This window comes from Teichococcus coralli (assembly GCF_009829925.1).
Lineage (GTDB): Bacteria > Pseudomonadota > Alphaproteobacteria > Acetobacterales > Acetobacteraceae > Pseudoroseomonas > Pseudoroseomonas coralli.
This window is the reverse complement of the sequence record NZ_SNVJ01000005.1, coordinates 303,753-323,499: the sequence shown is the minus strand read 5'-3', so window position 1 is coordinate 323,499 and position 19,747 is coordinate 303,753. Positions and strand designations below refer to the sequence as shown.

Here is a 19,747-nt window from a genome sequence, read left to right as displayed (position 1 = left end):
CCAACACAACTCGCAGTCTCGCGGCGATCTGGGGCACGGAACGTCTCCTCGGCTGGAATGCGGGGCTTACCCGGGGCGGCGGGAGAGTAGCGAAGCACGGCCTGTGCGGCCAGCGCGGTTCCGCCGGCCGCAGCAGCCCTTGCTCAGAGGGCGAAGCCGGGCTCCGGCGCGAGGCCGGGCAGCGAGGCGGTCATGCAGTCAAAGGCCGGCGCGGTGCTGAAAACGCCGCCCAGGCGACGGCCAACCACGATCGTGCCCACCCGGCCCGGCGGACGGCGCACCGCGGCCAGGCGGCCGCCCTCGGCGAGCTGCTCCACCAGCGCGGGAGGAACCTCCTGCACCTGGCCCTGGATGATGATGGCATCGAATGGCGCGCCGGCCGCGTGGCCGGCCGCGAGGTTGCCCTCGATGATCTGCACGCCGCCGGGCGCGAGGGAAACCTCGCCCAGAACCTCGCGCGCCACCGCGGCCAGGGTCGCGTCGCTCTCCAGCGCGGTCACCCGGCCGCCCATGCGGGCCAGCACGGCCGCGCCGAAGCCGGTGCCCGCGCCGACCAGCAGGACGGACTCGCCGGAGCGGAGCTCACTGACCTGCATCAGCCGGGCGAGGTTCATCGGCTGCATCAGCACGCGGCCGTTGCCCAGCGGCACATCCTCATCCGCATACGCGCGGGCCTGCATGTCCGCCGGCACGAAGCGGTGCCGGGGCAGGTCCAGCATGGCGGAGATGACGCGCGGATCGGTCACCCTGTTGGGACGAAGCTGCCCGTCCACCATCCACTTGCGCGCACCCGCGAAATCCATCGCCTGCCGTCCTCAAATGCCAGGCAGGAACCGCTTCCCCTGCCCTGCCCGGCCTTATAGGCGCGGGAATGGGGGCGGCCAAGCGCATGGCACCCTTGACCGGGAGCCGCCGGCGCCCGATACAGCGCGCAAGGCCCGATGGCAGAGTGGTGATGCAGCGGACTGCAAATCCGCGTACGTCGGTTCAATTCCGGCTCGGGCCTCCAGACTACCGCGCGATGGCGGAACGATTTCAAACGGCTCTTGCAGCCGCCGGATCAGCCCGCTATAGCGCCCGCCACACGCTGATCCCCGATAGCTCAGCTGGTAGAGCACGCGACTGTTAATCGCTAGGTCGTTGGTTCGAGTCCAACTCGGGGAGCCAATCAAGGAAGGGGGCGCCGGAAGCGGCGCCCCCTTCCGCGTTCAGGCCGCGAGGCGCGCCGCCCCCTCCGACGAAACCCAGGCGAGCCGGCCGGCGCAGAAGCTCGCCACCGGTGCGCGCCGCACGGGATCAACCACCACCACGTCGCCGCGCAGACCGGGCTGCAGCCTGCCGCGATCCGCCAGACCGGCGGCACGGGCAGGGTTGGCGCTGACCAGCGCCCAGGCCGCCGGCAGGTCCAGCACGCCCCGCCGGGCGAGCACGAAGGGCGCTTCCAGCAGGGCAGGCCAGACGTAGTCGGAGGCCAGCACGGTGACGATGCCGCGCTCCGCCAGTGGCGCGGCACTGGCCCAGCCGAGATGGCTGCCGCCGCGCACCACGTTCGGCGCGCCCATCACCACGGCCTCGCCCGCCTCCCGCGCCGCCAGCGCAACCTCCTCCGCCATGGGGAACTCGCAGATCGCGGCCCCGAGCGCGCGGAAGCTCGCGCGCTCGGCGAGGCTGCCCTCGTCGTGACTGGCCATCGGCAGGCCGGCGGCGCGCGCCGCGGCGGCAAGGCGCTCCCGCCCCGCCGGCACCGCGTCGCGGCCGGCGGCGATGCGCTCCGCCAGCTCGCGAAACTCTGCCGCGCTCATCCCCGCCCGCTCCGCGTATTTCGTGGCCGCGGAGTCGGAGCCGAGCTTCCGCAGGATGCCTGGCGTGTGGTCGTTGAACGCCACGAGGTGCACGCGCCCGGCGGCGATGTCCGCCACCGCCTCCTCCAGCGCGGCGAGATTATCCGCCTCGAAGCGCAGGTGGATGCGAAGGTCGGTGGCCAGATGCGGCCGCGCGGCATCAAGCGCGGCGAGCAGGGTGCGCCAAGCCTGGACAGAGCGCAGCCCCGGCTCCCAGGAAAGCGTCACGCCCAGAAAGGCCGTGGTGATGCCGGCGGCCAGCATCTGCGCCTCGGAATCGCGCAGCGCCATGGCGACCGGCATGCCGATGCCGGGGCGTGGCTGGAACTGCCGCTCATGCGCGTCCCCATGGATGTCCACGATGCCGGGGAGCACCAGCAATCCCTCCGCAGCGAGGCGGCGTGCGGCGGGCGTGGCCTGCGTCGCCACCACGCCGCCGGAAAGATGCAGGTCGGCGTGATGCAGCGCCCCGTCGCGCAACACCCGGCCGGCGGTGATGGTCCAGTCCGTCATGCCTCGGCTCCGCCGCCTTCCACGATGACCTGCACGCGCCCGGCGGCGTAGCGCGACAGGGTGAAGTCGATCGGCCGCCCGGCGGGATCGACGCTCAGCGCCTCGGCAAGCATCACCGGCCGTGCTCGCGCCTGGCGCAGCAGCGTCGCTTCCTCGGCGGTGGGCAGGCGGGCGGTCAGGCGGGTCCAGGCACGGCGGTAGTCGGGCAGGCCGCTCAGCGCCAGGGCACGGGTGATGGAGCCATGCCCCTCCAGCGCCGCGCCCAGGCCGGCGAAGCGCGGCAGCGGGAAGTGGTGCAGGCCGAGCACCACCGGGCGGCCATCCGCCAGCCCCAGGCGCTCGACGGTCAGCACGGGCCGGCCGGGAGGCAGCCGCAGCGCCTCCGCCACCGCCGCAGCGGCGGGAGCTTCGCTGACGCGCAGGATGCGGCCCTCGGGCTCGCGGTTCTGCGCCCGGATCACCTCGGAGAAGCGGGTACGCGGGCCAAGCGGGTAGTCCACCACGTCCTCCGCCACAAAGGAGCCGCGCCCCTGCTCGATGCGCAGCAGCCCGCGCGCCGCCAGCGACTCCAGCGCGCGGCGGACGGTGTGGCGGTTGACCCCGTGGCGGGTGGCCAGCGCCGCCTCGGTGGGCAGGCGGCTGCCGGGCCCCAAGGCACCTTTGGTGATGCCGCGCTCCAGTTCGGCGGCGATCTGCCGCCAGAGGGCGATGCCCTCGCCGCGGGCAAGGGTGGTGTCGGTCTCGGCGGCGGGATCGGCAGGCAGCGTCATGGAAACTTCAAGTCCAACCCGGATCTGGCGTGGCAATTTCGCGTTGACGGTAACCGGGCGGATATCTAGTTGTCTAGATGTCTCAACCTGATCCGAAGGCTCCCGTGTCCGATCCTGCCGCCCCTTCCGAAGAGCGCCGCCGCTGGATGGCGGTGCTGGCCCGCGCCGGCGGTGAGGCGATCCGCGCCCATCTCGCCGATGCCGCTCCCCTGCCGCCCCATACCCGCCTGCGCGGCCCGGAAACCGGGCTGGTGATGCTGCGTGGCCGCGCCGGCGGCGACGGCGCCGCCTTCAACCTTTCCGAGATGACGGTGACGCGCTGCTCCGTCAGCCTGCCCTGCGGCGCGGTCGGCCATGCCTACATCGCCGGGCGCGACCAGGCGCAGGCCGAGCTGGCCGCCGTGCTGGACGCCGCCCTGCAGGATCCGGCGCGGCGTCCCTCCCTGATGGCGGCGGTGATCGCCCCCCTCGCCGCCGCGCAGGCCGCGCTTGACAAGGCCGAGGCGCGCAAGGCCGCCGCCACCCGCGTGCAGTTCTTCACCATGGCGACGATGCGATGATGCGCCCCGGCTTCACCGATCCCGTCCTCGACGCGCAGTCCTGCTTCCGGGCGGTGCTGGAGGCGATGAGCCGCCCCGGTCGCGTGCAGCGGCTGGCCGCGCCGCTGCAGCCGCCCGCGCCGCTCGCCCCCGCCACCGCCGCCGTGCTGCTGACCCTGGTGGATGCCGAGACGCCGCTCTGGCTCGATGCCGGCGACGAGGCAGCCGAATGGGTCCGTTTCCACTGCGGTTGCCCGATCGCCACCACGCCGGCCGAGGCCGCCTTCGTGCTGGCCACCGGCACGCCGCCGGACATCGCGGCCCTGCCCCAAGGCACCGACGAGGCGCCGGAGGCCGGCGCCACGCTGGTCTGGCAGGCGGCCGCGCTGGAGGCGGGCCAGGGCTGGCGGCTCAGCGGCCCGGGCATCGAGCACGAGCACCGTCTCCGGGTCGGCGGCGCGCCGGAGGGCTTCCGCGCCGCCTGGGCGGCCCAGCGCGGCCGCTATCCGCGCGGCGTGGACATCATCCTCTGCGCCGGCGAGGCCATCGCTGCCCTGCCGCGCACCACCCGCATCGAGGAGGGCTGACCCATGGCCTATGTTGCCGTCAAGGGGGGCGAACAGGCGATCGGTAATGCCCATGCCTGGCTGGCCGAGACCCGCCGGGGCGCCACGGCGCAGCCGGAGCTGGATGTGGCGCAGATCGAGCAGCAGCTCGGGCTGGCGGTGGACCGCGTGATGGCCGAGGGCGCCTGCCATGACCGTGGCCTCGCGGCGCTCGCCATCAAGCAGGCGCAGGGCGACCTGATCGAGGCTGCCTTCCTGCTGCGTGCCTACCGCACCACCCTGCCCCGCTTCGGCCATGCCGCGCCGCTGGACACCGGCAGGATGCGCCTGCGCCGCCGTGTCTCCGCCACCTACAAGGACCTGCCGGGCGGCCAGGTGCTTGGGCCGACCTACGACTACACCCACCGCCTGCTCGACTTCGCCCTGGCGGCAGAGGGTGGCGCGCCGGAGGCGGCGCCCCAGGCCGCCGAGGGGCTGGCCGAGGCGCCGCGCGTCACCGAGCTGCTGGCCCGCGAGGGGCTGATGCGGCGCGAGCGCGCCAGCGAGGACGAGCCCGCCGACCTCACCCGCCAGCCGCTGGCCTTCCCCGCCGGCCGCCCGGCCCGGCTGCAGAACCTGGCGCGCGGCGACGAGGGCTTCCTGCTCGGCCTCGGCTATTCGACGCAGCGCGGCTACGGCAACAACCACCCCTTTGTCGGCGAGATCCGGCAGGGCCGCGCCACCGTGTGCTTCACCCCGCCCGAGCTGGGCTTCGAGATCGAGATCGGCGAGGTCGAGGTGACGGAGTGCCAGATGGTCAATCAGTTCCACGGCTCCAAGGCCGAGCCGCCGCAGTTCACCCGTGGCTATGGGTTGGTGCTGGGGCGCGGCGAGCGCAAGGCGATGTCCATGGCGCTGGTGGACCGCGCGCTGATGGCCGGCGAGCTGGGTGAGGAGCGCGCCGCGCCCGCGCAGGACGAGGAGTTCGTCCTGATGCATTCCGACAATGTCGAGGCGACAGGCTTCGTCGAGCACCTGAAGCTGCCGCACTACGTGGATTTCCAGAGCGAGCTTGAGGTGGTGCGCCGGATGCGCGCCACCGCCGCCGCGCCGCAGGAGGTGGCGGAATGAGCCACGACCCCGCCTACAACTTCGCCTATCTCGACGAGAACACCAAGCGGATGATCCGCCGCGCGCTGCTGAAGGCGGTGGCCATCCCCGGCCACCAGGTGCCCTTCGGCGCGCGCGAGATGCCCCTGCCCTATGGCTGGGGCACCGGCGGCATCCAGGTGACGGCCGCCGTGCTCGGCCCGCGCGACGTGCTCAAGGTGATCGACCAGGGCGCGGACGACACCACCAACGCCGTTTCCATCCGCCGCTTCTTCAACCGCGTCGCGGGCGTCGGGACCACGACGCGTACCGCCGAGGCGACCGTCATCCAGACCCGCCACCGCATCCCCGAGCAGGCGCTCACCGAGGCGCAGATCCTGGTCTACCAGGTGCCGATGCCGGAGCCGCTGTTCCGCCTGGAGCCGCGCCTCGCCGAGACCAGGCGCATGCACGCCCTGGCCGACTACGGGCTGATGCATGTGAAGCTCTACGAGGACATCGCCCGGCACGGCCATATCAGCACGGCCTACAGCTATCCCGTCATGGTCGGAGGGCGCTACCTGATGTCGCCCTCGCCCATCCCGGCCTTCGACAACCCGAAGATGCACCGCATGCCCGCCCTCCAGCTCTTCGGCGCCGGGCGCGAGAAGCGCATCTACGCCGTGCCGCCCTATACCGAGGTCCGCAGCCTCGACTTCGAGGACCATCCCTTCCGGCCGCACCGCGCGGACGCGCACTGCGCGCTCTGCGGCTCGCGCAGCTCCTATCTCGACGAGGTGGTGACCGACGACCGCGGCGGCCGGATGTTCGTCTGCTCCGACACCGACTATTGCGAGACCCGGCAGGCCAGCCGGCAGGAGGACGCGGCATGAGCGCGCCGATCCTCGAAGCCTCGGGCCTGCGACTTTCCTTCGGCGCCGTTCCCGCGCTGGCCGATGTGGCCATCGACATTCATCCCGGCGAGGTGGTGGCCATCGTCGGCGAGTCCGGCTCGGGCAAGTCCACCCTGCTGCGCGTGCTCGCCGGCCAGATGCGGCCCGAGGCGGGCGAGGTGCTCTACCGCGCGCCGGATGGCGGCGAGCATTCCGTCCACACCATGGGCGAGGCGGCGCTGCGCCGGGTGATGCGCACGGACTGGGGCTTCGTGCACCAGAACGCGCGCGACGGGCTGCGCATGGGCGTCTCGGCCGGCGGCAATGTCGGCGAGCGGCTGATGGCGGTGGGCGCGCGGCACTACGGCGCGATCCGCGAGGAGGCGGCCGCCTGGCTGCAGCGGGTGGAGATCGAGGCCGGGCGGATCGACCACCTGCCGCGCACCTTCTCGGGCGGCATGCAGCAGCGGCTGCAGATCGCCCGCACGCTGGTGACGCGGCCGCGCCTGGTCTTCATGGACGAGCCGACCGGCGGGCTCGACGTGTCCGTGCAGGCGCGCCTGCTGGACCTGATCCGCTCGCTGGTGGCGGATCTCGGCATCGCCGTGCTGCTGGTGACGCACGACATCGCCGCGGCGCGGCTGCTGGCGCACCGCATCCTGGTGATGCGGCGGGGGGAAGTGGTGGAACACGGGCTGACCGACCGGGTGCTGGACGATCCGCAGCATCCCTACACGCAACTGCTCGTCGCCTCGGTGCTGGCGGCATGAGCCCGGCGCTTCGGACCGAGGGGCTCGGCAAGAGCTTCCGGCTGCACCTGCAGGGCGGCCTGCGCATCCCGGTGCTGGTGGACGTGGACCTCGCCGTCGCGCCCGGGGAGTGCGTGGTGCTGGCCGGCCCCTCGGGTGCCGGCAAGTCCACCCTGATGCGCTGCCTCTACGGCAACTACGGCGCCGAGCAGGGCCGCATCTGGGTGCGTCACGAGGGCGAGGATGTGGAGCTGACCGCCGCCGATGCCCGCGCCACGCGCGTCATCCGCCGGCAGACCCTGGGCTATGTCTCGCAGTTCCTGCGGGTCATTCCCCGCGTTCCGGCGCTCGACGTGGTGGCCGAGCCGCTGGTCGCGCAGGGCATCGCACCCGAGGCGGCGCGGGAGCGCGCCCGCGCCCTGCTGCTGCGGCTCAACCTGCCGGAGCGGCTGCACGGCCTGCCGCCCGCCACCTTCTCCGGCGGCGAGCAGCAGCGCGTCAACCTCGCGCGCGGCTTCGCGCCCGGCTACCCTGTGCTGCTGCTGGACGAGCCGACCGCAAGCCTCGACGCCGCCAACCGCGAGGTGGTGATCGCGTTGATCAGCGAGGCCAAGCAGGCCGGCGCCGCCCTGGTCGGCATTTTCCACGACCTCGACGTGCGCGACCGCGTCGCCGACCGCCTTTTCGAAGTCCTGCCCATCCGGGATGCCGCATGACCCCCGAGACCATCCTTACCAACGCCCTGCTGGTCCTGCCGGACCGCGTCGTGCCCGGCACGCTGGTGCTGCGCGCGGGCCGCATCGCCGAGGTGCAGCCCGGCCGCAGCCAGCTCGCCAGCGCGCTTGACCTGGAGGGCGACCACCTCATCCCAGGCGTGGTGGACGTCCATACCGACAACCTGGAGCGCCAGGTGCAGCCGCGCAGCCTGGCGCGCTGGCCCTCCCGCTCCGCCTTCCTCTCGCATGACGCGCAGACGGCGGCGGCCGGCGTCACCACGGTGCTGGACGCGCTCTGCCTCGGCGATCTCGGCTTCGACGCCGAACGCACCGAGACCTTCCGCAACGGCGTGCGCGACCTCGACGCGCTGGCGCCCACCGGCCTGCTGAAGAGCGAGCACTTCCTGCACCTGCGCTGCGAGCTGCCGGCCGCCGACCTGCTGCCGCTGCTGGACACGGTGGCCGACCATCCCGCCGTGCGGCTGGTCAGCCTGATGGACCACACCCCCGGCGTCGGCCAGTATCTGGACATCGACCGCTACCGGCAGATGCGCCAGCGCGGCGGCAAGTCGGTCGAGGAGGTGGAGCGCCGAATCCGCGAACTGGTGGACCAGCGCGAGCGGCTGCGCGCGCCGCAGCGCCGCGCCCTGCTCGAACGCCTCGCGCACCGCGACATGCCGCTGGCCAGCCATGACGACTGGAACGAGGCGGAAATCGAGCAGAACGCCGCCGATGGCATCCTGATCTCCGAGTTTCCGGTCTCGCGCATGGCGGCCGAGGCGGCGCACCGGCACGGCATGAAAATCATCGCCGGCGCGCCCAACATCGTGCGCGGCGGCAGCCACTCGGGCAACGTCGCGGCGGCCGACCTGCTGCGCGGCGGGCTGGTGGACGCCTTCGCCAGCGACTACGTGCCGCCGGCGATGATCGAGGCCGCCTGGCGCGCCGTCGGCGAGACCGGCATCGGCCTGCCCGCCGCCGTGGCCACCATCACCGACGCGCCGGCGCGGATGCTGCACATGGCCGATCGCGGCCGCATCGAGGCGAGCTTGCGGGCCGACCTGGTGCGCATCCGCCCGCTCGGCGAGATGCCGGTGATCCGTGCCGTCTGGCGCGGCGGAGAGCGGGTGGCATGAGCATGCGGCTTGCCCTCTATTGGGCTCCCGAGGTCTCGGACCCGCTGCACGCCGCCGCTTCCGCATGGCTGGGACGCGATGCGGAGACGGGCGCCGCGCTGCCGCAACCGGGCGTGCCGGGCCTGGACCTGCACGCTCTCACGGCCGACGCGCGGCGCTACGGCTTCCACGCCACGCTGAAGCCGCCTTTCCACCTTGCCACCTCCTATGCGGCAGCGCGGGCGGCGGCGGCGGAGCTCGCGGCGGCGGTGCCGCCTTTCGCCCTGCCGCCCCTGCGCATCGCCGACCTCGACGGCTTCCTGGCCCTGCGCGTGTGCGAGCCCTGCCCCGCCCTCCATGCTTTCGCCGACGCCTGCGTGCGCCAGCTCGACGCTCATCGCGCGCCGCCCGCCGAGGCCGAGCTCGCACGCCGGCGTCCGGAGCGACTCAGCGCCCGCCAGCGTGGCTACCTGGAGGCCTGGGGCTACCCGCATGTCTTTGAGGAGTGGCGCTTCCACCTGACGCTCTCCTGCCGCCTGTCCGGCGAGCAACGGCCGGTTCTGCACGCGGCGGCGAATGCGGTTCTCGCCGAGGCTGCCGGCCGGCCACGCGTGGTACGAGAGCTTTGCCTGTTCACACAGGCTGCATCCGGAGCCCCTTTTCTGATCGCCGAGCGCTTACCGCTCATGGGCCAGGGAAAGGATCAGGCCTTCCCGCCAAATGTTCTAAATTTGCGACCCCTCTAGAATTATAAATGGAAACTGGCGTATCCACGGGAATTTTACCAACATCCAAGCGAAAATGGCCAATGAGCGAGGGAAAATGCCTTCAGCTTTAGCTAGCCTGCCGGCCGATTTACCTTGCAGCTTGGAAGAATTTCCTGATGGCGACCTTTTACGGCACCCCCGCTCGTGACATTCTTTTCTTCACCATGCATGTCGAGGGGGATGTCATCTATGGGGATGGCTTCCCGGACAATGTTACGCCACCTGGCAACAACTTCATCTTCGCCGGACTAGGCAACGATACCATTTTCGCCGGCTACGGATCCGACGTCGTCTATGGCGGTGCTGGCGACGACACGATCTTCGGCTACGGCGCCGCCGGCGTGAGCCCTGGCCAGACGGATGTGCTGGCCTCCGCGGACGGCCCGAACATCCTCGTGGGCGGCCTCGGCAACGACATCATCATCTCGGGGGGTGGAGCCGACCGGCTCTTCGGCGGCGAGAACAACGACATCCTCGTCGCCGGCAGCGGCAACGACATCCTGTTCGGCGATGCCGGGGACGACGTGCTGTACAGCGGCCGGGGGGCGGATGTCCTGCAAGGCGGCGCCGGCGCCGACACCTTCGTCTACGCCTATGGCACGTTTTCCGAGGTGGGGGGCGATGCCAACGGTGGACGCGATGTCATCCTCGACTTCACGCCCGGGACCGACCACATCGACCTGACCGGCTATGCCGTGCCGGCGGAGGGGCTGACCGTGAGCAATGTCGCGGGCGGCCTGCTGCTGAGCTTCAACGCGGTCTATGAGCAGGGCGAGATCGAGCTGGTGGGCGTGCAGCAGCTGCAGGCCGGGGACGTCATCTTCGCCTGACGGACACGCGGCGCGCTGGCCATCACCCGGCTAGCGCCCGCAGCACCCCGACCAGTCGCGCCGCGCCTTCCTCCGGCGTGCCGTCATTCATGACCTCGCGCACGTCCAGCCCTTCCGGAAGCAGCGCCTCGCGCTGGAGGCGGCGGGCGATCTCCTGCGGCGTCTCGCGTCCGCGCCCGGCGATGCGCGACGCCAGCACGGCCGGAGGCGCGGTGACAAGCAGCACGCAAAGGCGATAGGCCGGCGGAACGCTGCTCAGCACCGCGCGCGACAGGTTCGCCACCACCACGCGCCCTTCCGCCATCCGCGCCTGAATTTCCCGCGGGATCCCGTAGTGCAGGCCATGCGCCTGCCAGTGCAGGGCGAAGGCGCCGGCCGCCCGGGCTTCGGCGAAGGCGGCTTCGTTCAGCGGCAGATGCGCCTCCGCGCCGGCATGGCTGCGCGTTTCCGCCGGGCGGGTGATGGCGCGGCGAACAAAGACGAACCGGGGGTCCTCGGCCAGGGTGAGTCGGGCGGCGCCGAGCAGCGTGTCCTTGCCCGCCCCGGAGGGGCCAACCACCGCCACCAGCCTGCCCGTCATCGCCTGTCATCCCCTGCCCGTTGACCCCGGGGTTTTCGGCGCGCAGAGACGTTGGAGCAAGCACCCCAGCCTGGAGCCATGAAATGTTCACCACCCGCCCGGAGATCGCCGGCACCTTCGGCGCCGTCGGCAGCACGCACTGGATCGCCAGCCAGGTGGCCATGGCGGTGCTGGAGCGTGGCGGCAACGCCTTCGACGCCGGTGCCGCCGCCGGCTTCACGCTCCAGGTGGCGGAGCCGCACCTCAATGGCCCCCTGGGCGACTGCCCGATCATCATCCACGACGGCAAGGCGGGCGTGCAGAAGGTGATCTGCGGCCAGGGCGTCGCGCCGGCGGGCCTGACGGTGGAAAAGGTGAAGGGCGATCTGGGTCTGGAACTGATCCCCGGCACCGGCCTGCTGCCCGCGATGGTACCGGGCGCCTTTGACGCCTGGGCCACCATGCTGCGCGACTGGGGCACCTGGAAGCTGGGCGAGGTGCTGGAATTCGCCATCGGCTATGCCGAGCGCGGCATCCACTACGTGCCGCGCATCGCCGCGACGGTGGAGACGGTGCGGCCGCTCTTCGAGCGGGCTTGGCCGACCTCGGCGGCGCTGTGGCTGCGCGACGGCGGCCCTCGCGCCGGCAAGCTCTGGGCCAACCCGACGCTGGCCGCGACCTATGCCCGCGTGGTGAAGGAAGCCGAGGCCGCCGGCGGCGACCGCGTGGCGCAGATCGATGCCGCGCGCCGCGCCTGGTACGAGGGCTTCGTCGCCGAGGCGATCGACCGCTTCTGCCGCACCACCGAGGTGCTGGACGCCTCCGGGGAGGTGCATGGCGGCGTGCTGACCGGCGAGGACATGGCGCGGTGGCGCGCTCCCGTCGAATCGCCGCTGGCCTACAACTACCGTGGCACCACCGTGCTGAAGTGCGGCGCCTGGAGCCAAGGGCCGGCGATGCTGCAGACGCTTGCCATCCTGCAGGGCTTCGACCTCGCGGCGATGGACCCACTCGGCGCCGAGTTCGCGCACCACGTGGTCGAGGCGATGAAGCTCGCCTTCGCCGACCGCGAGGCCTACTACGGCGACCCCGACTTCGGCGAGGTGCCGATGGAGACGCTGCTCTCCGAGGCCTACAACGCGGAGCGCCGCAAGCTGCTGGGCAGGGACGCCTCCCTGGAGCTGCGCCCTGGCGCGCTTCCCGGCCATCGCGCCTGGGTGGACCACGCGGCCGCCCATCGCGCGCAGAAGCTTTCGGAGGTTGCCGGGGTGGGCGAGCCGACGGTTTCGCGGCTCGGCGTCTCGGGGGCGGATACCTGCCATGTGGATGTCATCGACCGCTGGGGCAACATGGTCTCGGCGACGCCGTCGGGCGGCTGGCTGCAGTCCTCGCCGGCGATCCCCGACCTGGGCTTCTGCCTGGGCACGCGCGGCCAGATGTTCTGGCTGGACGAGACCCTGCCGAACGGGCTGAAGCCCGGCAAGCGCCCCCGCACCACCCTCTCGCCCGGCATGGCGCTGCGCGACGGCAGGCCCTGGATGGCCTTCGGCACGCCGGGCGGCGAGCAGCAGGACCAGTGGCAGCCCATCATGCTGCTGCGCATGCTGGATCATGGCCTGAACATCCAGCAGGCGATCGACGCGCCCTCCTTCCACACCGAGCACTGGCCCTCCAGCTTCTGGCCGCGCGTCGCGCGCCCGGGGAAGGTGGTGCTGGAGGGCCGCTACGGCCCGGCGGTGCTGGAGGAGCTGAAGGCCCGCGGCCACAAGGCGGAACTCGGCGGCGAGTGGTCCGAGGGCCGGCTTTCCGCCGTTCGCCAGGAGCCGGACGGGCAGATCTTCGCCGGCGCCAACCCGCGCGGCATGCAGGGCTACGCCGCCGGCCGCTGAAGTTCGGAGGCGGAACCGAGAGCAGATCCCGATCAGGTGGAATCGCCTGATCGGGTGAAGACGCTGGTCGGATCAGCAAGACGCCGCGGATGAAGGGAGCGGAGGCGACCGGAAACCATCCCGGTGCCTCGCTTTCGGGGGCCTGCCGGTCGGCGGCGTTCGTGGGCAGGCCCACGAACTTCGCGGACGGGCGCTCGCTAGCGCAGGGTCTGCGGTTCCTCCTCCGCCCAGTCGCGCAGCAGGGTGAAGCCGACGGCCAGCAGCACCGGGCCGAGGAACAGGCCAAGGAAGCCGAAGGCCAGCACGCCGCCCAGGGCGCCCAGGATGGTCAGCAGCAGCGGCAGGTCGGCGCCGCGGCTGATCAGCCAGGGGCGGATGACGTTGTCCACGCTGCTGATGCCGCCGGCACCATAGATCAGCAGAAAGATGCCCCAGCCGGTGGAGCCCTGGCTGAACAGCCAGAGGGATGCCGGCAGCCAGACCAAAGGCGCGCCGACCGGGAGGATGGAGATCACGCCCGCCACCACCCCGAGGAGCACCGGCTGCGGCACGCCCGCGATCCAGAGGCCGATCCCCGTCAGCACGCCCTGCGCGACCGCGGTGCCGAGCAGGCCATAGACCACACCGATGGTCACATTCGCGGTGAGCTGCACCAGACGGCGCGCCTGCGGCCCGGCCATGCGGCCGACGATCGCCTCCAGCCCCGCCGCCATGCGCGGCCCGTCGCGGTAGAAGAAAAAGGAAAGCAGAATGGCGAGCACCAGTTCCGCGATGCCGGAGAGCAACGCCAGCAGGATGCCCAGCGCCTGCTGCGCGATCACGCCCGCATAGGGCTGCAGCAGGTTTGTCACCGGGCTGAAATCGAACTGCAGAGACTGCCAGCGCTCGTAGAGGAAGTCGCCGATCCAGGGGATGCGGGCCAGCTTGTCGCCCAGGCCCGGCAGGCCGCCCGCGACCAGCCCTTCCACGCTGCTGCGCAACCCCTGCACGTCCTCCGCCCTGATCGGCGCGGCAAGCAGCAGCGGCAGCCCGACCAGCAGCATCTCCAGCGTCACCATGGCCAGCGCGGCCAGTGTCGGCGAAAGGCCCAGGCGGTCCCGCAGGGTGCGGAAGGCGGGCCATGTGCAGAAGGCGAGAATGGCTGCCCAGAGCAGCGCCGAGAGAAAGGGCCGCAGCACCAGCAGGCAGCCGAGCAGCAGGGCCGCCAGGGCCGCGAGGCCGAGCAGCCGCGCCGGACGCAAGGCGCGGTCCGGCGGCGAAGAAGGGGGACTCATGCGCGGAATGTGCCCGAGTGGGGACGCTTTCGCCAGCGGCCGGGCGAGGCCCCTTGTCTGACAAGCTCTTGCGCTTCCGCGCCATCGCTCTAGCGTGCCGGGAGGGAGGGCGAGCGCTTCGCCCGGGAAGAGGAACCGCCGAGATGCCACGCTTCGCCGCCAACCTGTCCATGATGTTCCAGGAGATGGCGTTCCTGGACCGCTTCGCGGCGGCGCGGGCCGCGGGATTCGAGGCGGTCGAGTTCCTGTTCCCCTATGAGCATCCGGCCGCCGAGATCGCCGGGCGGCTGGCCGACAACGGCTTGCGGCAGGTGCTGTTCAACGCACCCCCGGGCGACTGGACCAAGGGGGAGCGCGGGCTTGCCGCCCTGCCCGGCCGGCAGGCGGAGTTCCGCGAAGGGCTGAAGACGGCGCTCGAGTACGCCGCCGCCCTCTCCTGCCCCCGGCTGCACCTGATGGCGGGCCTGGCGCCGCAGGGCGTGCCGCACGACACCCTGACCGCCATCTACGCCGTCAATCTTGCCTGGGCGGCCGAGGAGTGCGCCAAGGCCGGCGTGAAGCCGGTGATCGAGCCGATCAACCAGCGCGACATCCCCGGCCTGTTCCTGCGCACGATGGACCAGGGGGCCGCCATCATCGAGGCGATCGGCCCGGAGAAGCTCGGCCTGCAGTTCGACCTCTACCACTGCCAGGTGACGGAGGGGGACATCGTCAAGCGGGTGGAGAAGCACCTGCCGCTGATCGCGCATATGCAGGTGGCCGACGTGCCCGGCCGCAACGAGCCGGGCACCGGCGAGGTGAACTGGCCCTATGTGTTCGAGCGCATCGACGCGCTGGGCTATCGCGGCTGGATCGGCTGCGAGTACCGGCCGCGCGGGGAGACGGTTGCGGGGCTGGGCTGGTTCGCGCCCTACAAGGCCGGCTGACGAGAGGCCCTTGGGCAAGAGGAAGGATAGGTCATCATGAAGATCGGGTTCATCGGCCTTGGCATCATGGGCCACCCCATGGCGCTGCACCTGAAGGAAGCAGGGCACGAGCTGCTCGTGCCGGACCGCGCCAGCCTCAAGCAGGACATCCGCGCCGCCGCGAAGGTGCTGCCGGACCCGGCCGCCGTCGCCGGCGCCGCCGAGGTGGTGATCCTGATGGTGCCCGACACGCCCGATGTCGAGGCCGTGCTGTTCGGCCCGAAGGGCGTGGCCGAAGGGCTGCAGCCGGGCAAGCTGGTGATCGACATGAGCTCGATCAGCCCGACCGCCACGAAGGACTTCGCCAGGCGCATCAACCAAAAGGGCTGCGAGTACCTCGACGCGCCGGTTTCCGGCGGCGAGGTCGGCGCCAAGCAGGCGACCCTGACCATCATGGTCGGCGGCCCGCAGGCGGCCTTCGACCGCGCGCTGCCGCTGTTCCAGGCGATGGGCAAGAACATCACGCTGGTCGGCGAGGCGAACGGCGCAGGACAGACCTGCAAGGTTGCCAACCAGATCGTCGTCGCGCTGACCATCGAGGCCGTGGGCGAGGCGTTGGTCTTCGCGAGCAAGGCAGGCGCCGATCCGGCGAAGGTGCGGCAGGCGCTGATGGGCGGGCTCGCCACCTCCCGGATCCTGGAACTGCACGGCGAGCGGATGATCAAGCGCACCTTCGATCCGGGCTTCCGCATCGTGCTGCACCAGAAGGACCTGAACCTGGCCCTGCAGTCCGCGAAGGAACTGGGCGTCGCGCTGCCCAACACCGCATCGGCGCAGCAACTCTTCTCCGCCTGCGTGGCGGCCGGGGGCGCGGGACTCGACCATTCCGCCATGGTTCAGGCGCTGGAGACGCTGGCATCCCATAAAATTGGTTCATGAAGAGAAGAAATTAACCTCCTGGTTGTATAATCTCGGCGTCCACTGGAAAGTGTGCAGCAGGCAGGGCGCATCAGGATTGATTAGAGATTGCCATTCGATGTCTCAGCCCGCATTTTCTGGCTGAAATCCGCCGGGTGAGATTCATTCTCGCCCAACACCGTTTTCATGGTTGATATCGTCAAGAGGGGTCATGCGTTTCGCCGATATCGGCCAGCAACTGCGGGCCTACCGTCTCGAATCCGGGCTACGCGCTGAGGAGATCGCAGCGCGTCTCGGCGTCTCTCGCGCTGCCCTCTACCGCTACGAGAAGGGCGAGGTCATCAAGCTGGATACGATCCGGCGGCTGGCCGAACTGCTTAAGATCTCGCCCCTCTCTCTCCTGGGCATCGGGGTCGAGTACTTCTCGCGCCCGATCGCCTTCCAGGAGCGCCTGCGGCAGGTGGAGGAGCAGTCCGACCAGATCCTCCAGGTCGGCGATCCCTACTGCTATCAGACCACCACCGAGGCTTTCGATGGCGCCTTGGCGGAAGCCTGGGCCGAGGCCGCCGATGCCGCTCAGGAGCGCGTGGCCGCCCGCGCGGTGGCGGACCAAGCGCTTGGGCTGCTGGCGGCCCGCAAGAAGCTGCACCAGTCCCGCCGCGCCAACATCATCGCCATGCTCTCCGAGGCCGCGCTGCGGCGCTTCCTGGGCGAGGGGGTGGCCGGGGGGCTGGCATTGTCCGAGCGCACCCGCACGCGGTGCCGGCTGGCCGCCCGGAGCGAGGCGGAGAGCATCGCCAACCTGATGGAAAGCGTCCCCATCGGGCTGCAGCTCGGGCTTCTGGCTTCCGAGCCGGCCGGGAACTTCCTGGTGCTGCGCGGGCGGGACCGTGCGCATGTCTGCACCAGCCCCTTCCCGGCCGACATGACCGCCAGCCCCGGCATCGGCGTCGGCACCATCACCGGCGCGGACGAGGCGGTCATGGTGCACCAGCGCGTCGCCGAGGCCGCGTGGCGCAGCGCCTTGAAGGGTCCCGCCGCCGCCGCCCGCGTGCGCGACCTGATCCGCGAGGTGGGCCCGCGCTGAGCCTCAGAGCTCCAGCCGGGCCTCCAGCACGTCCTCATCCTCGGCCGAGCGCTTCAGCGCAAAGCCGAGGGCGCGGACAAACGCGATCATCGGGACGTTGTCGGCCAGCACCTGACCGACCACCGTCTCAACCCCCTGCCCGCGGCCCCATTCGAACAGGCGCTCCATCAGGTGCCGCCCGAGGCCCTGGCCTCGCCAGCCTGGCAGGGTGACCACCGCGAACTCGCCCTCGTCGCTGCCGGGCTGGCGGATCAGCCGGGCGACGCCCACGGTGCGGCAACCACCGTCGGGCAGCGCTTCCGTCGCCACGAAGGCCATCTCGCGGTCGTAGTCGATCTGCGTCATGCGCGCGATCTGGGCCGGCGGCAGTTCCTTCAGCAGGCTGAAGAAGCGCCAGCGCACGTCCTCCGGGCGCAGGTGCCGGAAGGCCTCGGCATGGGCCGCCGCGTCCTCCGGGCGGATGGGGCGTACCGTCAGCCCGCGGCCATCCGGGGCAATCCAGGGGCGCGCCAGCTCGGCCGGATAGGGCGGAACGGCGAGCTGCGCCACGACCCCGGGCAGGCGCAGGCGTCCCGAGGCATCGAGAGCCAGCACGCCGCTGCCGTCGGCCAGCAACGGGTTGATGATGAGATCCTCGATCTCCGGAAAGTCCACCGCGATCTGCGAGAGCCGCACCGCCGCGTCGGCCAGCAGGTTGATGTCCACCGGCGCCTGGTCGCGGAAGCCTTCCAGCAGACGCACGCTGCGGGTGCGGCGGATCAGCGCCAGGGCCAGCGTACGGTTCAGCGGCGGCAGGTCGAAGGCCACGTCCGGCTCGAAGTCGGAGGTGGTGCCGCCGCGGCCATAGCTGATCCAGGGGCCAAACATCGGGTCGTCGCCCAGCCGGAAGCGCAACTCGTGGCCGCGTTGCCGGCCGCCGCCGGCCGCCTGGCGCTGCACAAGGAAGCCGTCGATGCGGGCCTCGGGGCGGGCAGCGCGCACCTGCGCCAGCATGGCGGCGGCGGCGGCACGCAGGCCCGCCACGTCCTTCAGCCCCAGCGCCACACCGCCCACCTCGGTCTTGCGCGGCAGGTCCGGGCTGAGAATCTTCAACACCACGGGAAAGCCGAGGCGCATGGCCGCCGCCACCGCCGCGTCCACGCCGGGCACGGCTTGGCCGGCGACCACCGGCTGCCCATAGGCCTGCAGCACCCGCAGCGCTTCCGCCTCGGTGAAGTTCACGCGGCTTTCCGCCCGCATGCCGTCGATCAGCCGGCGCACGGCGTCGCGATCGGGCGTGAGTTCGAGCGCCTCGCGGGCCGGCAGTTCCGCCGCGGCGGCGCGGTTGCGGCGGTCCATCGCGAGATGCAGGGCGCCGCGTATGGCGGCTTCCGGCGTGGGGAACACGGCGAGGCCGCCCTCGGCCAGCCGCCGCCGCGCCGGCGCAGCGGTGGCCTGCCCCAGCCAGGCCACCAGCACCGGCGCGCCCCGTGTCGCCTTCGCCGCGGCGGCGAGGGCGCTGGCGGCCACCTCGCCGTCCTGTCCGGGCGCCGGCGCATGAACCGCCACCACCGCATCAACCTCCGGCAGGGCCGCGAGCATGCTGGCCGCCTCGGCCAGGCGGTGGCTCTGGTCGGGCGGCACCACCAGGGGGTTGGAGCCACCTCCCCCCGACGTGGCGAGGGATGGCATGGCGAAGGATGGCATGGTGAAGGCCATGGCCGCGCGCGCCGCCTCGCCCGGCACGGCCAGGCGGGCGCCGCCCTGCAGCACGGCATCGGCCGCGAGTTGCGCCGGTCCCTGCCCATTGGCCACGATGGCGATCCGGTCGCCGGCCAGGGCATCCCTGCCGCTGCGGCTGGCCGGGCGCAGGCGGGCCAGGGTCTCGGCCGCCGAGAGCAGGTCCTCCAGGCCGCCGACGCGCAGCACGCCGGCGCGGCGCAGGGCCGCTTCCATCACCGCGTCGGCGATGCCGGTGGCGTCGGCCTGCCTGCCGCCGGGGCGGATTGCCACGACCGGCCGGGTCCGGGCGGTCGCGCGGGCGGCGGAAATGAAGAGCCGACGGCTCTTGATGCGCCGGAGGTCCAGCAACACCGCGCCCGCCTCCGGCTCGCGCGCCAGCCAGTCCAGCGAGAGGGCGAAGCCGAGGCCCAGGTTGGTGCCGATGCCGATGATATGGCTGAAGCCCAGCTCCTCGCCCGCTGCCCAGTCGATGATCGTGCGCGCCATGGCCGGCGACTGGGTGAGCAGCGCCAGCCGGCCCGGCCTGGGCGCCATGTGGGACAGGCTGGCGTTCAGCCCGAGGGCGGGCAGGCAGAGGCCGAAGCTGTGGGCGCCCAGCACGCGCACGCCCGTCCGTTCGGAAAGCTCCGCCAGCTCCGGGGCGGCGACCGGCACCACCGCGGCGAAGCAGCCCCGGGCGGCCAGTGCCGCCATTGCCGCCGGCTGGGCATCGGGCGCGATGCAGAGGACGGCGAGGTCCGGCACCTCGGGCAGGGCGGGGATGTCGGGGGCGGCCACCAGCCCGTCCGCAGCCATGCCGACAACGTGCAGGTTGCCCTTGAAGCCGCCTTCCGCGAGGTTCCGCGCCAGCAGCGCCGCCTCCGGCAGCGCGGGGTCGGCGACCAGGACGACCGAGCGGGGCCGGAACAGGGCCGTCTGCTGGAAGCCCTTGGTGGGCCGGGGCAAGGCGAAGGGGAGCTTCATGGTCGATCCGTCGCGTGACGCTCGGTGCGGCGCTGCATAACACACTCCGCCGCCGCATTAGCG

Annotated in this window: 19 protein-coding genes and 2 tRNA genes; 15 read left to right on the top strand and 6 right to left on the bottom strand. The window is 71.9% G+C overall.

What is annotated here, in order from left to right; translation table 11 throughout:
- Positions 1–143: 143 nt before the first annotated feature.
- Positions 144–803, bottom strand: a complete 660-nt coding sequence (locus E0493_RS08615; protein ID WP_160936512.1) for a protein-L-isoaspartate O-methyltransferase family protein — start codon at positions 801–803, stop codon at positions 144–146.
- Positions 804–935: 132 nt separating this feature from the next.
- On the opposite strand from E0493_RS08615, the gene E0493_RS08610 reads away from it, so the two are divergent.
- Together E0493_RS08610 and E0493_RS08605 are read left to right on the top strand one after the other, a co-directional pair.
- Positions 936–1,009, top strand: a tRNA-Cys gene (locus tag E0493_RS08610).
- Positions 1,010–1,091: 82 nt separating this feature from the next.
- Positions 1,092–1,167, top strand: a tRNA-Asn gene (locus E0493_RS08605).
- Positions 1,168–1,208: 41 nt separating this feature from the next.
- On the opposite strand, the gene E0493_RS08600 is transcribed toward E0493_RS08605, so the two are convergent.
- Positions 1,209–2,354 carry an alpha-D-ribose 1-methylphosphonate 5-triphosphate diphosphatase gene (locus E0493_RS08600; protein WP_160936511.1) on the bottom strand — a complete coding sequence of 382 codons (1,146 nt, stop codon included), beginning with the start codon at positions 2,352–2,354 and terminating at the stop codon, positions 1,209–1,211.
- Positions 2,351–3,124 carry a phosphonate metabolism transcriptional regulator PhnF gene (gene phnF, locus E0493_RS08595; protein WP_160936510.1) on the bottom strand — a complete coding sequence of 258 codons (774 nt, stop codon included), beginning with the start codon at positions 3,122–3,124 and terminating at the stop codon, positions 2,351–2,353. Before phnF ends, E0493_RS08600 begins: the two co-directional genes overlap by 4 nt.
- A gap of 104 nt (positions 3,125–3,228) precedes the next feature.
- Between phnF and phnG the strand changes: the two genes are divergently transcribed.
- From phnG to E0493_RS08550, 9 genes are all read left to right on the top strand, one after another.
- Complete coding sequence (phnG, locus tag E0493_RS08590) at positions 3,229–3,684, top strand: phosphonate C-P lyase system protein PhnG (protein WP_367614473.1); 456 nt, start codon at positions 3,229–3,231, stop codon at positions 3,682–3,684.
- Positions 3,681–4,250 carry a phosphonate C-P lyase system protein PhnH gene (gene phnH / locus E0493_RS08585; protein ID WP_160936508.1) on the top strand — a complete coding sequence of 190 codons (570 nt, stop codon included), beginning with the start codon at positions 3,681–3,683 and terminating at the stop codon, positions 4,248–4,250. Before phnG ends, phnH begins: the two co-directional genes overlap by 4 nt.
- Before the next feature lie 3 nt (positions 4,251–4,253).
- A complete protein-coding gene (locus E0493_RS08580; RefSeq protein WP_160936507.1) occupies positions 4,254–5,339 on the top strand; it encodes a carbon-phosphorus lyase complex subunit PhnI in 1,086 nt (361 codons plus the stop codon).
- On the top strand, positions 5,336–6,190 hold the full coding sequence (locus E0493_RS08575; RefSeq protein WP_160936506.1) for an alpha-D-ribose 1-methylphosphonate 5-phosphate C-P-lyase PhnJ: 855 nt from the start codon (positions 5,336–5,338) through the stop codon (positions 6,188–6,190). Before E0493_RS08580 ends, E0493_RS08575 begins: the two co-directional genes overlap by 4 nt.
- Positions 6,187–6,960 carry a phosphonate C-P lyase system protein PhnK gene (gene phnK, locus E0493_RS08570; protein WP_160936505.1) on the top strand — a complete coding sequence of 258 codons (774 nt, stop codon included), beginning with the start codon at positions 6,187–6,189 and terminating at the stop codon, positions 6,958–6,960. The genes E0493_RS08575 and phnK overlap by 4 nt, the downstream gene beginning before the upstream one ends.
- A complete protein-coding gene (gene phnL, locus E0493_RS08565; protein ID WP_160936504.1) occupies positions 6,957–7,655 on the top strand; it encodes a phosphonate C-P lyase system protein PhnL in 699 nt (232 codons plus the stop codon). Before phnK ends, phnL begins: the two co-directional genes overlap by 4 nt.
- Entirely contained in the window at positions 7,652–8,791 is a 1,140-nt protein-coding gene (locus E0493_RS08560; RefSeq protein WP_160936503.1) for an alpha-D-ribose 1-methylphosphonate 5-triphosphate diphosphatase, read from the top strand. Before phnL ends, E0493_RS08560 begins: the two co-directional genes overlap by 4 nt.
- The gene (locus tag E0493_RS08555) at positions 8,788–9,516 is read left to right on the top strand and encodes a DUF1045 domain-containing protein (RefSeq protein ID WP_160936502.1); all 729 of its coding nucleotides are present in this window, start codon (positions 8,788–8,790) and stop codon (positions 9,514–9,516) included. The genes E0493_RS08560 and E0493_RS08555 overlap by 4 nt, the downstream gene beginning before the upstream one ends.
- A 137-nt stretch (positions 9,517–9,653) precedes the next feature.
- Positions 9,654–10,367 (top strand): calcium-binding protein, encoded by a 714-nt coding sequence (locus E0493_RS08550; protein WP_160936501.1) that lies wholly within the window; start codon positions 9,654–9,656, stop codon positions 10,365–10,367.
- A 22-nt stretch (positions 10,368–10,389) separates the two neighbouring features.
- Here the strand turns inward: E0493_RS08550 and phnN are convergent, their stop codons facing one another.
- A complete protein-coding gene (gene phnN, locus E0493_RS08545; RefSeq protein WP_160936500.1) occupies positions 10,390–10,947 on the bottom strand; it encodes a phosphonate metabolism protein/1,5-bisphosphokinase (PRPP-forming) PhnN in 558 nt (185 codons plus the stop codon).
- A gap of 83 nt (positions 10,948–11,030) precedes the next feature.
- Here phnN and E0493_RS08540 point away from each other — a divergent pair, with 83 nt between their 5' ends.
- A complete protein-coding gene (locus tag E0493_RS08540; protein WP_160936499.1) occupies positions 11,031–12,815 on the top strand; it encodes a gamma-glutamyltransferase family protein in 1,785 nt (594 codons plus the stop codon).
- 197 nt (positions 12,816–13,012) lie between these two features.
- Here the strand turns inward: E0493_RS08540 and E0493_RS08535 are convergent, their stop codons facing one another.
- Complete coding sequence (locus tag E0493_RS08535) at positions 13,013–14,089, bottom strand: AI-2E family transporter (protein WP_160936498.1); 1,077 nt, start codon at positions 14,087–14,089, stop codon at positions 13,013–13,015.
- A gap of 143 nt (positions 14,090–14,232) precedes the next feature.
- Here E0493_RS08535 and otnI point away from each other — a divergent pair, with 143 nt between their 5' ends.
- The 3 genes from otnI (at position 14,233) to E0493_RS08520 (ending at position 16,999) form a co-directional block, all read left to right on the top strand.
- Complete coding sequence (gene otnI, locus E0493_RS08530; RefSeq protein ID WP_160936497.1) at positions 14,233–15,015, top strand: 2-oxo-tetronate isomerase; 783 nt, start codon at positions 14,233–14,235, stop codon at positions 15,013–15,015.
- A gap of 36 nt (positions 15,016–15,051) precedes the next feature.
- Complete coding sequence (locus tag E0493_RS08525) at positions 15,052–15,933, top strand: 2-hydroxy-3-oxopropionate reductase (RefSeq protein ID WP_202396986.1); 882 nt, start codon at positions 15,052–15,054, stop codon at positions 15,931–15,933.
- A 190-nt stretch (positions 15,934–16,123) separates the two neighbouring features.
- Entirely contained in the window at positions 16,124–16,999 is an 876-nt protein-coding gene (locus E0493_RS08520) for a helix-turn-helix domain-containing protein (protein ID WP_160936496.1), read from the top strand.
- 3 nt (positions 17,000–17,002) lie between these two features.
- On the opposite strand, the gene E0493_RS08515 is transcribed toward E0493_RS08520, so the two are convergent.
- Positions 17,003–19,684, bottom strand: a complete 2,682-nt coding sequence (locus tag E0493_RS08515) for a bifunctional acetate--CoA ligase family protein/GNAT family N-acetyltransferase (RefSeq protein WP_160936495.1) — start codon at positions 19,682–19,684, stop codon at positions 17,003–17,005.
- Positions 19,685–19,747: the final 63 nt, after the last annotated feature.